Raw genomic sequence first — 16,564 nt, 5'->3', positions numbered from 1 at the left:
TGCGTCGGCTTATCTGACCAACAACGAACGGTTCATAAAATTAAAAACAGACAAGGATTTGGAGACATGAACTACAAAACGATTGCAGCGGTGAGCGCTTCAACTGCCGCGCTGGTGGCGAGCGGCCCCGTCTTCGCGCAGAGCAGCGTCACGCTCTACGGGATCATCGACACCGGCATCGAACTGGTGACGCACGCGGACGCCGCCGGCGACAAAGTGATTCGCATGCCGGGTATCACCGGTTCGATGCCGTCGCGCTGGGGCATTCGCGGCAAGGAAGATTTAGGTGGTGGTCTGGCCGCGATCTTTACCCTCGAAGATGGCTTTAATACACGCTCAGGCGATGTGAACCAGGGCGGCCGCCTGTTTGGACGGCAGGCGTGGGTCGGGCTCTCGAACCAGTACGGCGCGCTCACCTTCGGCCGCCAATACACGATGTCGTACTGGGCGATCACCGACGCGGACGCCCTCGGCCCGGATATCTACGGCGGCGTCGGTTCCATCGACGCCTATATGCCGAACGCGCGCAGCGACAACACAATCGCTTACAAGGGTACTTATGGCGGCATCACCGCCGGCGCGACGTATTCGTTCGGCCGCGATTCGGCCGGCACCGGCAACTCGCCCGGTCAGGGCACGTGTGCGGGATCGATTCCCGGCAACTCGCAGGCCTGCCGCCAATGGTCCGCGCTGCTTCGCTATGACGCCAGCGCGTTCGGCCTGGCCGCGTCTTACGACGAACAGCGCGGCGGCCCGGGCGCGGCTGCGAACATCTTCAACGGCGCGGCGCCGATTGCGCTGACCAGCAGCGGCGACAAGGACACCCGTATGCAGCTCAACGGCTACTTCAAGGCCGGGCAACTGAAGATCGGCGGCGGCTGGCTGGGCCGCTTCGTCGATACTCAATCGCCCGCGGTGGCCGACGTCCGCACGAACACTTTCTATCTGACCGGGACGTACTTCGTGACGCCCTATGTGGTGCTTGACGGCGGCGTCTATCGCACGCTCGACAAACAGCAGGACACGCGCGCCACGCTGGCGGCACTGCGCGGCACGTATGTGCTGTCGAAGCGAACCAACGTCTATCTGCAAAGCGGTTACCTGTTCAACAGCGCCAGGGCGCGCTACACGCTGAGCCAGGGCGGAGCGGGCACGACGCCGGCCGCCGGCGTCGGGCAACTCGGCGTCATGGCCGGCATCAAGCACGCGTTCTAAGCACACACCGCAGTCCGTTGCGTCGATCGCGCATCGAGCGTGATCGCGAGCGGAGTCCGGGCCCTTCCACGCTTTTCATTCCGACGAGGCCGGCGGCGAATGCGCGTCGCCTGGCGTGGCACGGGCATCTAAAACAACTTGATCCAGGAGACGGAAAAATGCACGGGTTAACAGAGAAAGCAGTTTGCCGCGGTGTCGCACTTTCGCTCGTTGCGCTGACATTGTCGGCGTGCAACGGTAACAGCGTGACACCCGATCGATCCGCCACGCCGCTCGACAATCACGTGACGATCGCCTCGGGCAATCTGACGGGAAATCCCGCGGACGCATCGGGCATCGTCAGCTTCAAGGGAATTCCTTATGCCGCCGCGCCGGTGGGCAACCTTCGGTGGAAGGAGCCGCAGGCGGCCTCGAAATGGAGCGGCACGCGCGATGCCACCACCTTCGGGGCGAAATGCTGGGCCGCAGCGGCATTCGGCGGCCCGGTCAGTAGCGACGGCGTGAGCGAAGACTGTCTGTTCCTGAACGTGTGGAGCGGCGCGAAAACCCGTGGCGCCAAGCTGCCGGTGATGGTGTACATCCACGGTGGTGGTTTTCAGTTTGGCACGGCGTCGGACGTTGCGCTGGACGGCACGTCGCTGGCCAAAAAGGGGGTGCTGCTGGTGACGATCAATTATCGCCTCGGAGTATTCGGACATCTTTCGAGGCCGGATCTGGATGCGGAATCGAACGGGCACAAGTCAGGCATGTACGGTATCGAGGATCAGATCGCCGCCCTCCAATGGGTGAAGGAGAATATCGCGGCGTTCGGCGGCGACCCCGCCAATGTGACGGTGTTCGGCGAATCGGCTGGTGCTCATGCAATCGGCCTGCTGATGGCGTCGCCTCTGGCGACCGGTCTGTTCCAGAAGGCAATCGGCGAAAGCGGCGCGTTCTGGGAAAGCGAGCACGGCGAAATGAAACCGTATGCCGATGCGCAGGCAATGGGCACGGCGCTCGGCACGCAGTTGAACGCCACCACGCTGGATCAGATGAGAGCCGTGCCGGCGCAGCAACTCGAGACGGCAACCAACTGGACCTTCGCGACCGATCCTGGCGTCACCAATTTCTCGCCGATCGTGGACGGCTACGTGCTGCCGGAGAATCCCTATGTCCGTTTTCTCAACGGACGCCAGAACGATGTGCCGCTGCTCGCCGGCTGGAATTCCGACGAAGGCCTCGCATTCTTCAACCGCGCACTGCCGCATTCGACGGTTCAGGCCTATACGGACGCGGCGACAGCCGAATTCGGCGCGGCGAACCTGGCGGCTTTTCTGCAAGCCTATCCAGCGAACTCGGTGGCTCAGGCGACGCAGTCGGCCCAGTCGTTGATCGGCGACCAGGTGATCAAGTACCAGACCTGGGGCTGGGTCACGCAGCAACAGAAGACGGGGCATTCGCCGGTGTTCGTCTATCACTTCGAGCAGACGTCGGCGTATAACCCCGTGGCCACGCATGCCACCGACGTGCCCTATGTGTTCGGCAATCTGCCGGCGAAGGGTACGGTCACCGCCAGCGCACAGGACCTGGCTGTGTCCGACACGATCCAGTCGTACTGGACCAACTTCGCGCGCTCGGCGAATCCCAATGGAACGGGTTTGCCGCAGTGGCCGCAATACGCGGGCGCCGGCAGCCAGACAATGCGGCTCGGCAACGTGATTCAGGCCGGACCGGAGGAGGGCACGCAGCGGTTCCAGTTCCTGGACAGGTTCCGGGTCAATGGTCTGATCGCCGTCAGCCAGCCGCCGCTGTAATGGCCTTGAGAAAGTACGACGGCGGATAACGATCGTTAAAGCAGCCGCAAGCCTCCGTCGCATTCGATGACGGCGCCGGTCATGAAGGTGTTCTCCATCAAAAACTGGAGCGCGTGCGCAACGTCTTTTGCGTGTCCGACGCGTCCCACCGGCAGGGTTTCGGCTTGCTGGCGGAACAGGTCCGTCTTGACGCCGACGGGGAATTTGTCCCACCACGCGGTATCGATCACGCCTGGCGAAACGGCGTTCACGCGCCGTGGAGCCAGCTCACGCGCGAGCGTGCCGATCATGCTTTCCAGCGCGCCGTTGATCGCACCCAGGCCAGCCGTGCCGGGATTGGCGATGCGCGCGGAAATGGCGGTCACGAATGTCAAGCTGCCGTCGCTGCGGAGGGCCGGCAGGCCGGCCTGCGCCGCTTCGAGTTGCGGCCAGAGCTTGGCCTCGAAGCCGCGACGCAGTGCAGTCAGATCGAGTTCGCTAAACCGGCCGCCGCCTTCGCCGCCGGAGAGCGTCAGCACCAGGTGATCGATGGAACCCACGCGAGCGAAGAAACGGTCAAGCGCGGCGCGGTCGTTGCAGTCGAGTACTTCGCCGACGACATCCCCACGTCCCTCGATGCCGGCGAGTGCCTTGTCAAGTTTGCCTTGGTCACGACCGACCGCCACGACGTTCGCGCCGGCCGCCGCCAAACGTGACACCGTCGCCAGGCCGACGCCCGACGAACCGCCCAGCACCACGACTTTCTGATTTTGCCAGTCCATATCGCTGCTCCTGTGGATGAAAGGAGAGCGGGCCGACTCGACATCACATTGCACTTTGCGGCGCGCTCCATGGCGATAGAATGCATGTCGGTCGACTATCATTCAAATCGTTCATGGCGATGACCAACATCATTGAAAATGATTTCAGGCATTTCGACCTGAACCTGCTGCTGACGTTTCGCGCGCTGTTCGAGGAGCGTAGCGTCACGCGCGCCGCACAGCGGCTCTTTCTCGGCCAGCCGGCGGTAAGCGGAGCGCTCAAACGCTTGCGCGAGGCGTTCGGCGACGAGCTGTTCGTGCGCACCTCGCGCGGCATCGTGCCTACCTCGCGTGCGCTCGAACTGGCGCGGCAGATCGAGCCATTTCTTCAATCGCTGCACCAGGTGCTGACGCAGCCACCCGTGTTCGATCCGGCGAGCGCGCAACGCGTGTTTCGCATCGGCTTGAGCGATTCGCTGGAGGTCCTGATGACACCGGAAATCATGGATCGCCTGACCGCCACGGCTCCCGGCGTGAAGCTGATCGCACGCCCCACCGATTCGACGCGTGCGGCGGCGATGCTCGACGAGGGGGAAATCGAACTCGCGGTCGGCGTGTTCCCCGAATGCGCGCAGTGGCAGCGGCGCCGGCCGCTATTTCAATGGCGCTTTGTGAGCGTCTACAATCCGCGCCTCGTCAAAACCCGCCGAAAACGTCTGACGATGGAAGAATTCCTACAACATCGGCACGTGCTGACCTCGTTCAGCGCCGGCCTGCTCGGCTTTATCGACGAGCGGCTGGCATTGGAGGGACTTAAGCGCGATGTGGTGTTCTCCAGCGCGAATTTCGCCACGAGTCCGTTCATCGTCCGGCGCACGCCTGCGATTGCCACGGTGCCGGACTTCATTGGCCGCGTCTGGCGCGACGCGCTGGACCTGGCGATGAGTCCGCTGCCATTCGATGTGCCGGGCTACGAGGTCTCGCTGATGTGGTCCGCGGCGCGCGACCAGGATCCGGGGCTCGCGTGGCTGGCTGACGTGTTTGCGCAGGCGTTCGAAGAGAAGGGGAAAAGACGCGGCAGTCAGTGATGAATGCCATGGCAAACGCTGCTCACATCTGAGGATGGCCAACTCAGCTTAGTTCTATGCAATCTATTCGATCATGTCTGCCTGCGCTTTAATTGGAGCGCGCCACGAATATTCTCGTTCTGAATCAAACGTCACATTCATACACTGTTATGCGAACTCGAAGCGCTTCGATCCATAGGTTTCCGTAACAGTTGAACACGTAACCTGTCAGGAGCAAAACATGGAAGACGTGGACGTACTTATCGTTGGCGCCGGCCCAGTCGGCTTGCTGCCCTCGCGTGGAAACTGGCCTATGTCGCGAAGGGGCTGGCGGGTCCTGCGTTGCTCGGTAGCTATCTGACAGAACGACATCCCGTTGGCGTCGATGTCGTCAAGTCGACGAGCGCGGCACTCAATGCCGTCCTCACGCGCCAGGCCGCCAATCCGGCGATGCGCGAGACCCAGTTGCTGATCACCTATCGTGGCAGCCCAATCGTCGCTGACCTATGTTCTGACGCGGATCGTGAACTGCCCGCACCCGGTGACCGGCTGCCCGACGTGCAAGGTCTCGCACAACGCTTCGTTGGCCATGCAAGGCGGTTGCATGACTACGTCGACGCGGGACGACATACGCTCATCGGCTATGTCGATGCGGCTGGGCAGCAATACGACGCGTTCGTCGACGGTTGTCGCGCACTTACTGCGTCGTTACCCGGCGCCGCATCGGCCGTGCTGGTCACACCTCCGGATTGCGAAGTGCCGGTGTCCGAGCTCATGACGATAGTGACGGACGCCGCGGGTGACTTTGCCACGACATTCCGTGCGAAGGGCGGTGACGTCTGGATCGTCAGACCAGACGGCCATATTGGCTGGAGAAGTAGCGAGTGTTCGGGTGCTGCAATCGAGCGTTGGCTGGATAGCTTGAGTTCGGAATAAAGTCATGCGAAACCGTCCGTCTGGACAAGCCGTATAGGCACGGGCGGTGTTCGCGTTTTAAACAAAGTCTCGCGTGGGGCGCTCCGGGTTGGATCGGGGTTTCCCCATTACCTCGGTCTCGCGACGATGGGCCGTCGCGCGGTGCGGCATGTCCGGCCGGCTCATGCAACGATGCGCGGCTTCGGCGAGCACGAAAGCGATCGCAATCAGCGCGGCCGCGACGAGACTCAGGTACTGCCCGCCGATCTTTTGCAGCACCGCGCCGCCAAGCACGCCGGAGCAGGCGAGCCCGATGTATGTCGCGGTATTGTTGAGAGCCAGCAGCAGGGGTGCCACGTCCGGTTTGAGTTGCACCAGCCGATGTTGTTGCGGGACGATCAGCCCCCATCCGCATACGCCCCAGATCGTGAGCGCAACGGCGGTGCTGAAGGCATGCGCGGATGTCCACGGCAACGCACAAAAATTGATGATGGCAAGCCACAGCATCGCATTGATGATGTTGCGGCTCTTGAACCGGTCCACAAGACGGCCAGCCAGAAGGTTGCCGGCCGTCGCCGCCACGCCCCACAACAAGAACATCCCGGCGAGAATGCGTCCGTCGCCGTGGGTTACACGCTGCAGCACCACGCCCGCATACGTGTACACCATGAGGAACCCGCCGAAGCCGAATAACGACGTGAGCAAGGTTAGCGCTATCCGTGCGTCGCGGACCGGTGCAAGCCGTTCTCGCAACCTGACGGATGCAGGCCGGGGAACGGATGGCAGCATCGTCCAGACGCCGATCATCGCCACCATCCCGAGCAGCGTGACGAACCAGAGCGTCGTTCGCCAGCTTCCGAATCCGCCGATAAACGTGCCGATCGGCGAGCCGAGCGCTGTTGCCCCCGTCAGTCCGGCCGTTACCGCAGCTAACGCACGGCCGCGTTTTTCGGGCGGAGCAAGCGCAGAGGCAACGCCCAATGCAGTAGGCGAGAACAGCGCTGCGCCGAATCCTGACAGAGCCCGGCTAAACAAAACCCAGTGCAAGTCCGTGGCGACCGCGCTGATCATGTTGCCGGCGACGAAAATGCCGAGCGCGGAAACCAGCAGAAGCTTGCGCGGCCAGCCGCCCGCCAAAGCCGCCATGACCGGGGCAGCCACCGCGTAGGTCAATGCGTAAAAGGTGACCATCAGCCCCGCGAGGCTGACGGATGTATTCAGTGACGCGGCGACGCCTGGAAGAATACCGGCGACGACGAAGTTGTCGGTACCCATTGCGAACATGCCCACGGCCAGTATCAGTAGTCGGCGATCCATACGAAAGTTCTCGTGGTAAGCGGTTTGAGGTTCAGTCCGAAGACGCGCATCGCAATTTGACTGACACACGATCGCGGCGTCCGGCCGGGCGGCTCTTTGTGCCGGAACGGTATGGATAGAGAATAATCGCCGTTGACCGTGTCTCAAATGTCATATATACAGGCGATTCAGGACATGAGCTGGGCAAGCTATGCACACGATCGGCTTCGTTGTATTCCCGAATTTCTATCTGATGGGTTTCGCGGCAGTGACCGCCTTTGAGCTGGCGAACGTCGTGCTCGGAGAGCCCGAATACGAAGTGACGGTGCTCTCTGAAGAGGGAGGACTCGTGTTGTCCTCGGCAGGTATCCGGGTAGAAACGCAGCCGTTCTCCGACGCCGTGTTCGACACCGTCATGTTCGGCTCCGGTGTCGAGATCGACATCGTCTCTACCGCATTGACTGCGTTCGTCAGGCGCGCTCTGACAACGTCGCGGCGAATCGCGGCGCCATGCACAGGCGCGTTTATCCTGGCCGAAGCAGGGGTGCTGGACGGTCGCCGGGCGACGACACATTGGCGCTTCGCACATGACCTGCAGCGCCGTTTTCCCAACATTACCGTCGAGGAAGATCAGATTTTCATTGTCGACGGACCGATCTGGACTTCCGCGGGCATGACAGCCACGATCGACATGGCGCTCGCCATGATCGAGGGGGATCATGGCCAGGACGTTTCACGCGCGGTAGCGCGCAAGCTTGTTGTCTATCATCGCCGCGCCGGCGGGCAATCGCAGTTTTCCACGTTGCTCGACCTCGAGCCCAAATCCGACCGGATCCAGAAGGCGATCGACTACGCGAACGCCAATCTGCGCAATGCCTTGACCGTCGAGGAATTAGCCGACGTCGCGGGCCTGAGCCCACGCCAGTTCAGCCGGGCCTTCAGTGCCGAAACGGGGCAATCCCCCGCCAAAGCCGTCGAACATTTGCGAGTGGAAGCCGCGAGGCTGTTGCTGGAAAAAGGGCGTTTATCTCTGGATGTAATCGCGGACGAAGTCGGCTTGACGGATCGCGAGCGAATGCGGCGGGCGTTCCTGCGGACCATTGGGCAGCCGCCTCAAGCGGTCCGTCGCTTCAGCAGGGAAACCCGCGGGCCGATTGCGGACGCTCATCTATAAGCGCACGCTGGCCCGCGCGCGATGAACTACAGCGAACGCTCGATCGCCTGCCCGAGCAGTTCCAGGCCCAGGTCGATCTCATCTTCGTGAACGGTCAACGGAGGGGCGATCCGGAACACGCCGCCCATGCCGGGCAATTGCACGATGTTCATGCTGAGCCCCAGGTTCATGCACTCGCGGGTGATCTTCGCGCCCAGCCCATCCGCCGGCTCTTTCGTGCGGCGGTCCTTGACGATCTCCATACCCAGGAGCAGTCCTCGGCCGCGAATATCCCCGATGCAGTCGAAGCGTTCCATCAGATCCAGCAGGCCGCGCTTGAGTCGCGCGCCCATCAGGTTCGCACGCGCAACCAGCCCCTCGCGCTCGACCACATCCAGCACCCGCAGACCGACAGCGGCAGGAAGAGGATCGGATACGTGGGTCGTATAGAACAGGTAACCCAATTCATGGGCGCGCTCCTCTATCTGCGCGGATGTCACGACGGCCGCGAGCGGCAGACCGGCGCCCAGTGTCTTCGATAGCGTGAGAATGTCGGGCGTGACGCCATCGCGCTGACAGGCGAACATCGTGCCCGTGCGGCCGACGCCGGTTTGCGCTTCATCGAGGATCAGCAGCATGCCACGCTCCTCACACTTGCGCTTCAGTGCGGCCATATAGCCTTCCGGCAGTTCGATGATCCCGCCGGAACTCAGGATCGGCTCTGCAATGAAGGCGGCGAGATTGCCACTGGACTGACGATCGATGAGATCGAACGCATAGTCCAGCTCCGCCAGGTAATCGTACTCACCATGGCGCTCGAAACGCGGCCGGTACAGGAACGGGGCGGGGATCGCGAAGGAGCCGACTGCGGCCGGACCGACGCCCTTGCGACCGGCGCTATAGGTAGCGGATGCTGCTGCCCCCGTCATGCCGTGCCATGACTGCGCAAACCCGACGATTTCATATTTGCCCGTGACCAGCTTCGCCATGCGAATGGCGGCCTCGTTCGACTCCGCGCCCGTACTGAGCAATAGTGCGCGGTCGAGTCCGTCAGGCGTGATGTCGGCGAGTCGGGTCGCCAGGTCGACTACCGGCCGCGAAAGCATGCCGCTGAAAAGATGGTCGAGCTTGCCGGCGTATTCGTTGATGACCGAAACGATTTCCGGATGGCTGTGCCCAAGCACCGCGCTCATCTGGCCGGAGGTGAAATCCAGGATCGCGCGGCCGTCCGCGTCGTAGACGAAACTGCCCTGGGCGCGCTCGATGATGATCGGCTCGAAGGTGCCGCCATAGCGGATGAGGTGCTGCCTGGCGTTGCGCCAGAAAACTGCGTCATTGTTTCGGGACACCTTGCTTCTCCTTGGCGGCTAGCGGGAATAACTTGCAGTCTAGTTGGCTCTCTGGTTTCATAGAATCGAATAGTTCTTATCGAAGATAGAAGCGGGCCTAATACCTTGAGTCTTTCACTCGAAATCGATCTGCTGCGATCGTTTACCGTTGTCGCCGAAGTTCGGGCGCTCAGTCGCGCGGCGAACCGGATCGGCCGAACCCAGTCGGCGCTGAGTCAGCAGATGAAGCGCCTCGAAGAAATCGTCGATCAGCCGCTGTTCCAGCGCACGGGTCGTGGCGTGGTGCTGACGAATCCCGGCGAACGCCTGTTGATTCACGCCCAACGTATTCTGCGACTGCACGACGAGGCGATGGCCGATCTGTCCGGCAAAGGGCTGTCGGGCACGATCCGCTTCGGCTGCCCGGACGACTACGCCGCCGTTTTCCTGCCGCATTTGCTACGTCAGTTCTCGAGCCAGCATCCGCATGCGCTGGTCGAAGTGATTTGCGCACCCACGCCGCGATTGCTCGAACAACTGGAGATGCATGCGCTGGACCTTGCCATGATCTCGTTGCCCGATGACGCCGCGAACGACGACATCATTCGCCGTGAGCCGCTGGTCTGGGTTGGCTATCCGGGACTGGATTGCACGCACTTCGACCCGTTGCCGCTGGCGCTTTCCGATCCGGACACGCTCGACCATGTGGCGGCCTGCGAAGCGCTGCAACGCGTCGGCCGGCCCTACCGCATCGCCTATGCGAGCAGCAGTCTTGCCGGCCTCACGGCCCTGGTCCGCTCGGGGCAGGCCGTTGCCGTCATCACGCAGACTGCCGTCGCCCCGGATCTCTCCATACTCAATGGCGATCCCGCGCTTCCGCCTTTGCCCACCATAGGCATTACGCTGAAGTTCGAGCGGAAGCGTCCGTCCCATCTGATCACGGTATTCGCGGAGCACATCAGACTGACACTGCCGTTGCTGTGATCGAACAGGCTCGCGCGCGGAGCGTTGCGCGAGTTCAGTCGTGAAACTCTTTGTAGAACGCTCGATTCACATTAGACATACGATGGATTATTTTGCCGCGGTACGCGCCTTCGTTTGCGCAGCGGAACTGCAGAGCTTCAGCAAGACGGCTCATGAAATGGCAGTCAAAACCTCGACTATTTCGCGCTACGTGAGCGAGCTGGAAAAGGATCTGGGCATTGCCCTGTTTAACCGGTCGACGCGGGGGCTCGTCCTGACCGAGGGCGGCAGGCTGTTTCGTGAGCACGCCATGGTTGCCCTGCAGGCGCTCGACGACGCGCGCCAGCTGACGTCGTCGCTGAATCGCACGCCGCAAGGCATGCTACGCGTCACGATGCCGTCGGCGTTCGGGCGCCGGCATATCGTGCCGCATTTGCCGGCGTTCATGACGCGCTACCCTGACATCGGCCTCGATATCGTCTCGACCGACGAAACGCTCAATATGATCGAAGCCGGCATCGACGTGGCGATCCGGATCGGTGTGCTGCCCGATTCGTCGTTGATGGCCAAACGCATTGCGCCGCATCGCCGTATCGTCTGCGGCGGCCCGGCGTATTTCGAGCGGAGCGGGACGCCGCGTGTCCCCGAAGATCTGGCCGCACACGACGTGCTTCGCCTGTCGCTGCTGCCGGACGACAAATGGTCTTTCACTCGCATCGCGGATGCCCAGGCATCGCCCGAGCAGGTGCTGGTGGCATTGCGAGGGCGCCTGCGCGCGGACGACTCCGAAGCGGTGCTGGAACTCGCCGTGTCCGGCTGCGGCCTTGCTCTGCTGCCGACGTGGCTCGCATCCACGGCCTTGCGCGAAGGGCGCCTGCAGCACGTGCTGCCGGAATGGGAGGCACGCACGGGGCGAGCCGAACCCGCGGTCTGGGCGGTCTATCCGCCGAAGAAAATCGTCTCGTCGAAGGTGCGCGCGTTCGTGGACTTCTACGCCGAGGCGATCGGCGAGCCGCCGTACTGGGACGACGGACTCGCGCTGGCGCTGCAGGCTTAACGGGCGAAGCGGATGTCGAGCGTGCGCAGCCAGGTCTGCAAGCCGGCATCCTGGATCGGAATCACGTAAGCGTTTTCGTCCGTTTCATTGAAATGCGCATGCCAGTATCCCGGCGGTGTCACGAACGCCATCCCGGCTTCCCAATCGACGCGGGTCGGATCGGCGATCTTGCCGCTCTCATCCAGTTCGGTGCCGACCAGCGTATAGACGCCTGGCTTGCCGCCAGCGATGAAGTCGAGTGCAATCGACTGATGGCGGTGCGGCTTCTGCATTGAGTTAGGCGGCACGATGCCGAACATGGCCCACAACACATGCGTGACCGTGCGCGTCTGCGGAAAGTGGGCGTTGCCCATCAGCACGCTGATGCGGTTGCGGCGGCCCGCATTGGCTTCTTCCGAGACCTTGCGCAATTCCGCCTGCGCCTGGGCGGCCGGATAGCGCGTCGGCGCAAAGCGCGCCCTGACGCCGGTCGTGCCGAGATAGGTGAGCAACGGCGCGTCGTTGACGTAATAGAGCGTGGCCGTCGTGTCGGCGGACAGCACAGCAACAGCGCCGCCGGGCAGGGTGAAGAAATCGCCCTGCTCGAACGGGAAGTGAGTCTCGGCCTGCGTCACGCTGCCGGTCCCGCTAATGACGTAGCAAACCTGCGAGGTCGCGTTCGGCGCGAGCGTCAATGCGTCCCCTGCGTTGATGCGCAGAAAATTGGCGCTCAGGCCGGGACCCGTCGCGGGGCTGGGGCAACCCAACTCCGCGGAGAGGTCGAGCGGCACGACCCGGGTTGCGCCGTCTGCGTACAGCGAAGGCGAAAAGTTACGGAACGGCACGCGCGAGATGAGCTTCGCGCCGATCGGATTGGCTGACGACGTGTATTCGAAGTATTGCGCATCGAGGGTCACGGCAGCGGGTTCGACGAGAGGCGCCGGCGACGTACGGGTCAACATGGTCTGCTCCTTGGGATTGGGAAAGCTTCGCGCGGGCCCATCACGAAGTTGGGTCGGCGTCCGAAAGCTGAGCTGACTATAGGTGCGGGCCGCAGGCCTCAGAAGTACCGGATATCGAAATCACCTTTGCGCAAATGGGTACGCCGCAGGCTCCGCCTACGGCGATTATTTTGTCGCTCTCGCCGGTGACGGCTTCGACTGTGCAAGTCGCCCGGCTTATCTTCCGGACTCGAATCCTGGCCGTCACCCGGCGCTCGTCTATCTGATCGTCGAGTGTCAAGCGCTGAAGTCAGTCGATGCCGACAGCGCCCTCCAGGTTTCGGTTTCCTGCTCGACATAGGCATTCTTCTCAGCGATGGCCTTCAGCGTGTCGGTGCCAAGCGGCAGACGCAGCGGAGGCGTTTGCGCATCGACCAGTTCGATCATCGCCGCTGCGAGCTTCGCGGGATTCCCTGGCTGGTTGTGATTCATGTTGGCTGCGTGCCGGCGCACATTGCCCGATGTCCCGTCGTAGTCCGCAATGACCTCGCGTGCGACGACGAGCGATGACGCGTCGAGGAAGTCAGTCCGGAAGTAACCCGGCTCGACGACCGTCGCGTGAATGCCGAGCGGCTTCAATTCGGCGCGCAAGGCTTCGGTCAAGCCTTCGACCGCAAACTTCGTCGAACTGTACGCGCCGAATCCCGCGGCGGCCCGATAGCCGCCGATCGACGACATGTTGATGACGTGACCGGCGCGCTGCGAGCGCATCACCGGCAGAACGGCACGCGTGACAGTCAGCAGCCCGAACACGTTGGTGTCGTACATGCGGCGCACGTCCGCGTCGGTGGACTCCTCGATCGCGCCGAGCAAGCCGAATCCCGCGTTGTTGATCAGAACGTCGATGCGGCCGAATTGTTCGAGCGCGGCTTGAACCGCGGCTTTCGCCTGCGCTTCGTCCGTGACGTCCAGCGCCACGGGCAGCAGTGCCGGCGAGTCACCGAGGCGCTCGACGATCGCCGCGACGTTGCGGCCGGCGGCAACCACCGCATTGCCGTCAGCCAAAGCCGCCTGGGCGATCAGCGCGCCCAGGCCGCGCGATGCGCCCGTGATGAACCAGACACGCTTGAAGCCGTTCTTCGTGAGCTCGACCATGGTGTTTCTCCTACGTTTGGGGTGGGGGTGAACGGATCATAGGAGTGTTGATTCGCACGAACTAGGCGTAGATTGCTAGACTGATAATCAACTTTTATTTGCTAATGGGGGCGGCGGTGAATGAAGTTCGCGCGATCACGATATTCGTCCGGGCGGCGACGCTCGGAAGCCTGCGCAAGGCGGCCGTGGATCAGGGCATCTCGCCGCAGGCCGCGAGCCACGCGGTGATGCAACTGGAAAAGGAGCTGGGCGTTCGGCTCTTCCATCGGACCACGCGCAAGCTGAGCCTGACCGAGGAGGGGCAGGGCCTGCTCGACAGCGTGACGCCTGCGTTGGCTGTCCTGTCGTCCGCACTCGACGACGCGCGACGCTCGAAAGCCGAGATTGCGGGTCCGCTGCGGGTGAGCGCGCCAAGGGCAATGGGGCATCTGGTGCTGTGGCCTTACTTTCTGGAATTCGCCGAATTGCATCCGAACGTGCAGTTCGATGTGCAATTCGACGACCACTTCACCGACTTCATCGGCGATCGCGCCGATGTGGGGTTTCGTGGCGGGTCTCCGCCGTCGGGCGGCACCATCGCGCGTCGGCTTTTGCCGATCCAGTTGATCGTTTGCGCGTCGCCCGCTTATATCGAGCGCCATGGCGCGCCGCGGACTATCGACGAACTGGACGCTCACCGCTGCACGGGATACCGGCGCGCGAATACGGGCAAGCAGGCCCCGTGGGAATTCCTGATCGGGGATGAAATCGTCTATCGCGACATCGCGACGACTTTGTGCGTCAACGACACCGACGCCGAGACGGCGGCCGTGATCGCCGGACTCGGCATTGGTCAACTCGGCAGCTTTTCAGCCACCGCGCCGATCAGGAGCGGCCAACTGGTCCCGTTGCTGGTTCAGCATGTCACCGAGCGCGAGGCGGTCTATATCTACTATCGTCATCGGACCGAGCTGCCGCTGCGGGTGAGGACATTCATCGACTTCATGGTCGCGCGCCTTGCGGGGAACCGGAATTTTTATTTCGAGCCGTCCGAACTTCACGTGGCCCGTTGAATCTGCCGGGTTGCCGGCGTGCGCGTGCTCCCGAACACTCCCAAACACGGACGGTCAACCACGGCTCTGAACCTGGGCGATGTCCGGGTCGCGGGTACGTGAGCGGAAAGCAATCGCGGAAAGAATGACTGGAAGCCGGGCCGGTTTGGCGAAATGGTGATCGAAACCGGACCTGAGCGATACGGCCCTTTCGGACTGCGATGACAACCCGGACACCGCGATAAGCAAGGGTACGGGCTTGCCCCTGAGACCCCGGATTTTTCTGGCCACCTCTCGACCGTCGAGTCGAGGCATCTGAATGTCAAGAATGACCACTGCGGGAAGCCACCGGCCGTACTCGGATAACGCATCGACTCCGTCTCGAGTGGCTCGAATTTCGTAGCCGTGAAGCTCGAAATACTGGACGTATGCGGCGAGCAGATCAGGGTCGTCGTCTGCAATGAGTAAATGGTGAGAGCGGACAAGCTTCATCGCCGTTTCTCCGGACTGTATAGCGGATGAACGCAATTGGCGGACCCGGCCGGCTCGCACGGCAGATTTCCGCGTAACATGGGCGTGGCGTATGTATGCAGTTCAAAGGTTATTGCCACCATTCGAGGCGGACATGCGACTGGCTGACTTCATCTTGCGGAACATGGAGGCGATCCTGGCGCAATGGGAGGCGTTCGCCGGCACCCTGTTGCCAGCCGCCGCGAACATGCAATCCCCGGCTTTACGCGACCACGCGCAAGAGATCCTCGAGGCAGTGGCGAAGGATCTGTCGGCAGCCCAGACGAGGGAAGCACAGCTTGAAAAATCAAAGGGGCGCGCGCCCCCGATGATCGATGCCCCTGAGACGGCGGCACAAACGCACGCCATTCTTCGAGCACGAAGCGGTTTCGACATCAGGCAACTGACGGCCGAATACCGCGCTCTGCGCGCCAGCGTTCTTCGTCTATGGATGGACCGATGCCCGGGCGAGGAACGGATGATGGACGACGTCATTCGCTTCAACGAAGCAATCGATCAGGCACTCGCCGAATCGGTCAGCTTTTTTAGCGCGCAAGTGGAGCAGGCTCGCAACCTGTTGCTTGGGATGCTCGGGCACGACATGCGCAGCCCGCTTCAGACCATCCAGATGACAGCTTCGTATCTCGCCGCGTTGAACGCCGGAGAGCCTGTGGCGAGTGCTGCAAGCCGCCTGATCAGAAGCGGCGCCCGCATGCAGGCGCTGCTGGACGATCTGTGTGATTTCAACCGGGCGAAGCTAGGTCTGGGTATCAACATCGTTCCGACCCACATTGACCTTGCGACCGTATTTCGCGACGAACTGGACCAGCTTCGTACGATACATCCTGATCGCCAGTTCGATCTGGAGATGCGGGGCCAGTCTGACGGTGTTTGGGACGGCCAGCGTCTGCAGCAATTGCTCGGCAATCTTGTGCTGAACGCCGTCAAGTACGGCGCGCCGAACACACCGGTGCGGATCACTGTGACGGGCGAGGAGGCGGAAGTTCGTATCGTTGTCGCGAATAGCGGTACTTCAATTGAGCCGTTGGCCATGGAACAGATTTTTGAGCCTCTGAAGCGCGGCGTGGGTCCCGAGGAAGGCTACGAGGAGGACAGCCACCTCGGCCTCGGACTGTATATCGTGCGCGAAATTGCGAAGGCTCACGGTGGCGAGATCGAAGTGCACTCCGGAAAGGGCGAAACGGCGTTCGCCGTACGACTGCCGCGCACCAGGTAGCGATTCCCTATACCGTTACCCAAATGCCTGGCGGCGGCCACGTAAATAACGCTTCTATACCTGCGAGCGCACCTGTCAATCGAACTCACGAGGAGGCGGCCTGCCACTCCGCAAGCTTTGCTTCAGCTCGACGTCCGCTCATCTCGTCACGGAATGAACTGGCGCGCCAGGCACCCGGACGCGG

15 protein-coding genes are annotated in these 16,564 nt (G+C 62.4%); 9 read left to right on the top strand and 6 right to left on the bottom strand.

Annotated elements, in window-relative coordinates; genetic code table 11:
- Nucleotides 1-66 precede the first annotated feature (66 nt).
- Complete coding sequence (locus tag HF916_RS38595) at nt 67-1,215, top strand: porin (protein ID WP_168793986.1); 1,149 nt, start codon at nt 67-69, stop codon at nt 1,213-1,215.
- Nucleotides 1,216-1,373: 158 nt separating this feature from the next.
- Nucleotides 1,374-3,008 carry a carboxylesterase/lipase family protein gene (locus HF916_RS38590; RefSeq protein ID WP_168793985.1) on the top strand — a complete coding sequence of 545 codons (1,635 nt, stop codon included), beginning with the start codon at nt 1,374-1,376 and terminating at the stop codon, nt 3,006-3,008.
- 35 nt (nt 3,009-3,043) lie between these two features.
- On the opposite strand, the gene HF916_RS38585 is transcribed toward HF916_RS38590, so the two are convergent.
- Nucleotides 3,044-3,769, bottom strand: a complete 726-nt coding sequence (locus HF916_RS38585; RefSeq protein WP_168793984.1) for an SDR family oxidoreductase — start codon at nt 3,767-3,769, stop codon at nt 3,044-3,046.
- Nucleotides 3,770-3,888: 119 nt separating this feature from the next.
- On the opposite strand from HF916_RS38585, the gene HF916_RS38580 reads away from it, so the two are divergent.
- Nucleotides 3,889-4,836: a LysR family transcriptional regulator gene (locus tag HF916_RS38580; protein WP_168793983.1), complete on the top strand. Its 948-nt coding sequence runs from the start codon at nt 3,889-3,891 to the stop codon at nt 4,834-4,836.
- Between the two features lie 321 nt (nt 4,837-5,157).
- Nucleotides 5,158-5,751, top strand: coding sequence for a hypothetical protein (locus HF916_RS38575; RefSeq protein ID WP_240975674.1), 594 nt, complete (start codon nt 5,158-5,160; stop codon nt 5,749-5,751).
- A 57-nt stretch (nt 5,752-5,808) separates the two neighbouring features.
- On the opposite strand, the gene HF916_RS38570 is transcribed toward HF916_RS38575, so the two are convergent.
- The gene (locus tag HF916_RS38570; protein ID WP_168793982.1) at nt 5,809-7,047 is read right to left on the bottom strand and encodes an MFS transporter; all 1,239 of its coding nucleotides are present in this window, start codon (nt 7,045-7,047) and stop codon (nt 5,809-5,811) included.
- 190 nt (nt 7,048-7,237) lie between these two features.
- Here HF916_RS38570 and HF916_RS38565 point away from each other — a divergent pair, with 190 nt between their 5' ends.
- On the top strand, nt 7,238-8,200 hold the full coding sequence (locus tag HF916_RS38565; RefSeq protein WP_168793981.1) for a GlxA family transcriptional regulator: 963 nt from the start codon (nt 7,238-7,240) through the stop codon (nt 8,198-8,200).
- A gap of 26 nt (nt 8,201-8,226) precedes the next feature.
- Here HF916_RS38565 and HF916_RS38560 read toward each other — a convergent pair whose 3' ends face one another.
- Nucleotides 8,227-9,528 carry an aspartate aminotransferase family protein gene (locus HF916_RS38560; RefSeq protein ID WP_168793980.1) on the bottom strand — a complete coding sequence of 434 codons (1,302 nt, stop codon included), beginning with the start codon at nt 9,526-9,528 and terminating at the stop codon, nt 8,227-8,229.
- A 105-nt stretch (nt 9,529-9,633) separates the two neighbouring features.
- Here HF916_RS38560 and HF916_RS38555 point away from each other — a divergent pair, with 105 nt between their 5' ends.
- Together HF916_RS38555 and HF916_RS38550 are read left to right on the top strand one after the other, a co-directional pair.
- Nucleotides 9,634-10,491, top strand: a complete 858-nt coding sequence (locus HF916_RS38555; protein ID WP_168793979.1) for a LysR family transcriptional regulator — start codon at nt 9,634-9,636, stop codon at nt 10,489-10,491.
- A gap of 82 nt (nt 10,492-10,573) precedes the next feature.
- Nucleotides 10,574-11,527, top strand: coding sequence for a LysR family transcriptional regulator (locus HF916_RS38550; protein ID WP_168793978.1), 954 nt, complete (start codon nt 10,574-10,576; stop codon nt 11,525-11,527).
- Here HF916_RS38550 and HF916_RS38545 read toward each other — a convergent pair.
- Together HF916_RS38545 and HF916_RS38540 are read right to left on the bottom strand one after the other, a co-directional pair.
- Entirely contained in the window at nt 11,524-12,468 is a 945-nt protein-coding gene (locus tag HF916_RS38545; RefSeq protein WP_168793977.1) for a cupin domain-containing protein, read from the bottom strand. The two genes, HF916_RS38550 and HF916_RS38545, sit on opposite strands and share 4 nt — an antisense overlap.
- A 276-nt stretch (nt 12,469-12,744) precedes the next feature.
- Nucleotides 12,745-13,602: an oxidoreductase gene (locus HF916_RS38540; protein ID WP_168793976.1), complete on the bottom strand. Its 858-nt coding sequence runs from the start codon at nt 13,600-13,602 to the stop codon at nt 12,745-12,747.
- 116 nt (nt 13,603-13,718) lie between these two features.
- On the opposite strand from HF916_RS38540, the gene HF916_RS38535 reads away from it, so the two are divergent.
- Nucleotides 13,719-14,654 carry a LysR family transcriptional regulator gene (locus HF916_RS38535; RefSeq protein WP_168793975.1) on the top strand — a complete coding sequence of 312 codons (936 nt, stop codon included), beginning with the start codon at nt 13,719-13,721 and terminating at the stop codon, nt 14,652-14,654.
- 54 nt (nt 14,655-14,708) lie between these two features.
- On the opposite strand, the gene HF916_RS38530 is transcribed toward HF916_RS38535, so the two are convergent.
- Entirely contained in the window at nt 14,709-15,125 is a 417-nt protein-coding gene (locus HF916_RS38530; protein WP_168793974.1) for a response regulator, read from the bottom strand.
- A 133-nt stretch (nt 15,126-15,258) separates the two neighbouring features.
- On the opposite strand from HF916_RS38530, the gene HF916_RS38525 reads away from it, so the two are divergent.
- Nucleotides 15,259-16,380 (top strand): sensor histidine kinase, encoded by a 1,122-nt coding sequence (locus tag HF916_RS38525; protein WP_168793973.1) that lies wholly within the window; start codon nt 15,259-15,261, stop codon nt 16,378-16,380.
- Nucleotides 16,381-16,564 lie beyond the last annotated feature (184 nt).

The sequence above is a fragment of the Paraburkholderia aromaticivorans genome (genome assembly GCF_012689525.1).
Classification (GTDB): Bacteria; Pseudomonadota; Gammaproteobacteria; order Burkholderiales; family Burkholderiaceae; genus Paraburkholderia; species Paraburkholderia aromaticivorans_A.
This window is presented reverse-complemented; position numbering and strand designations above follow the sequence as displayed.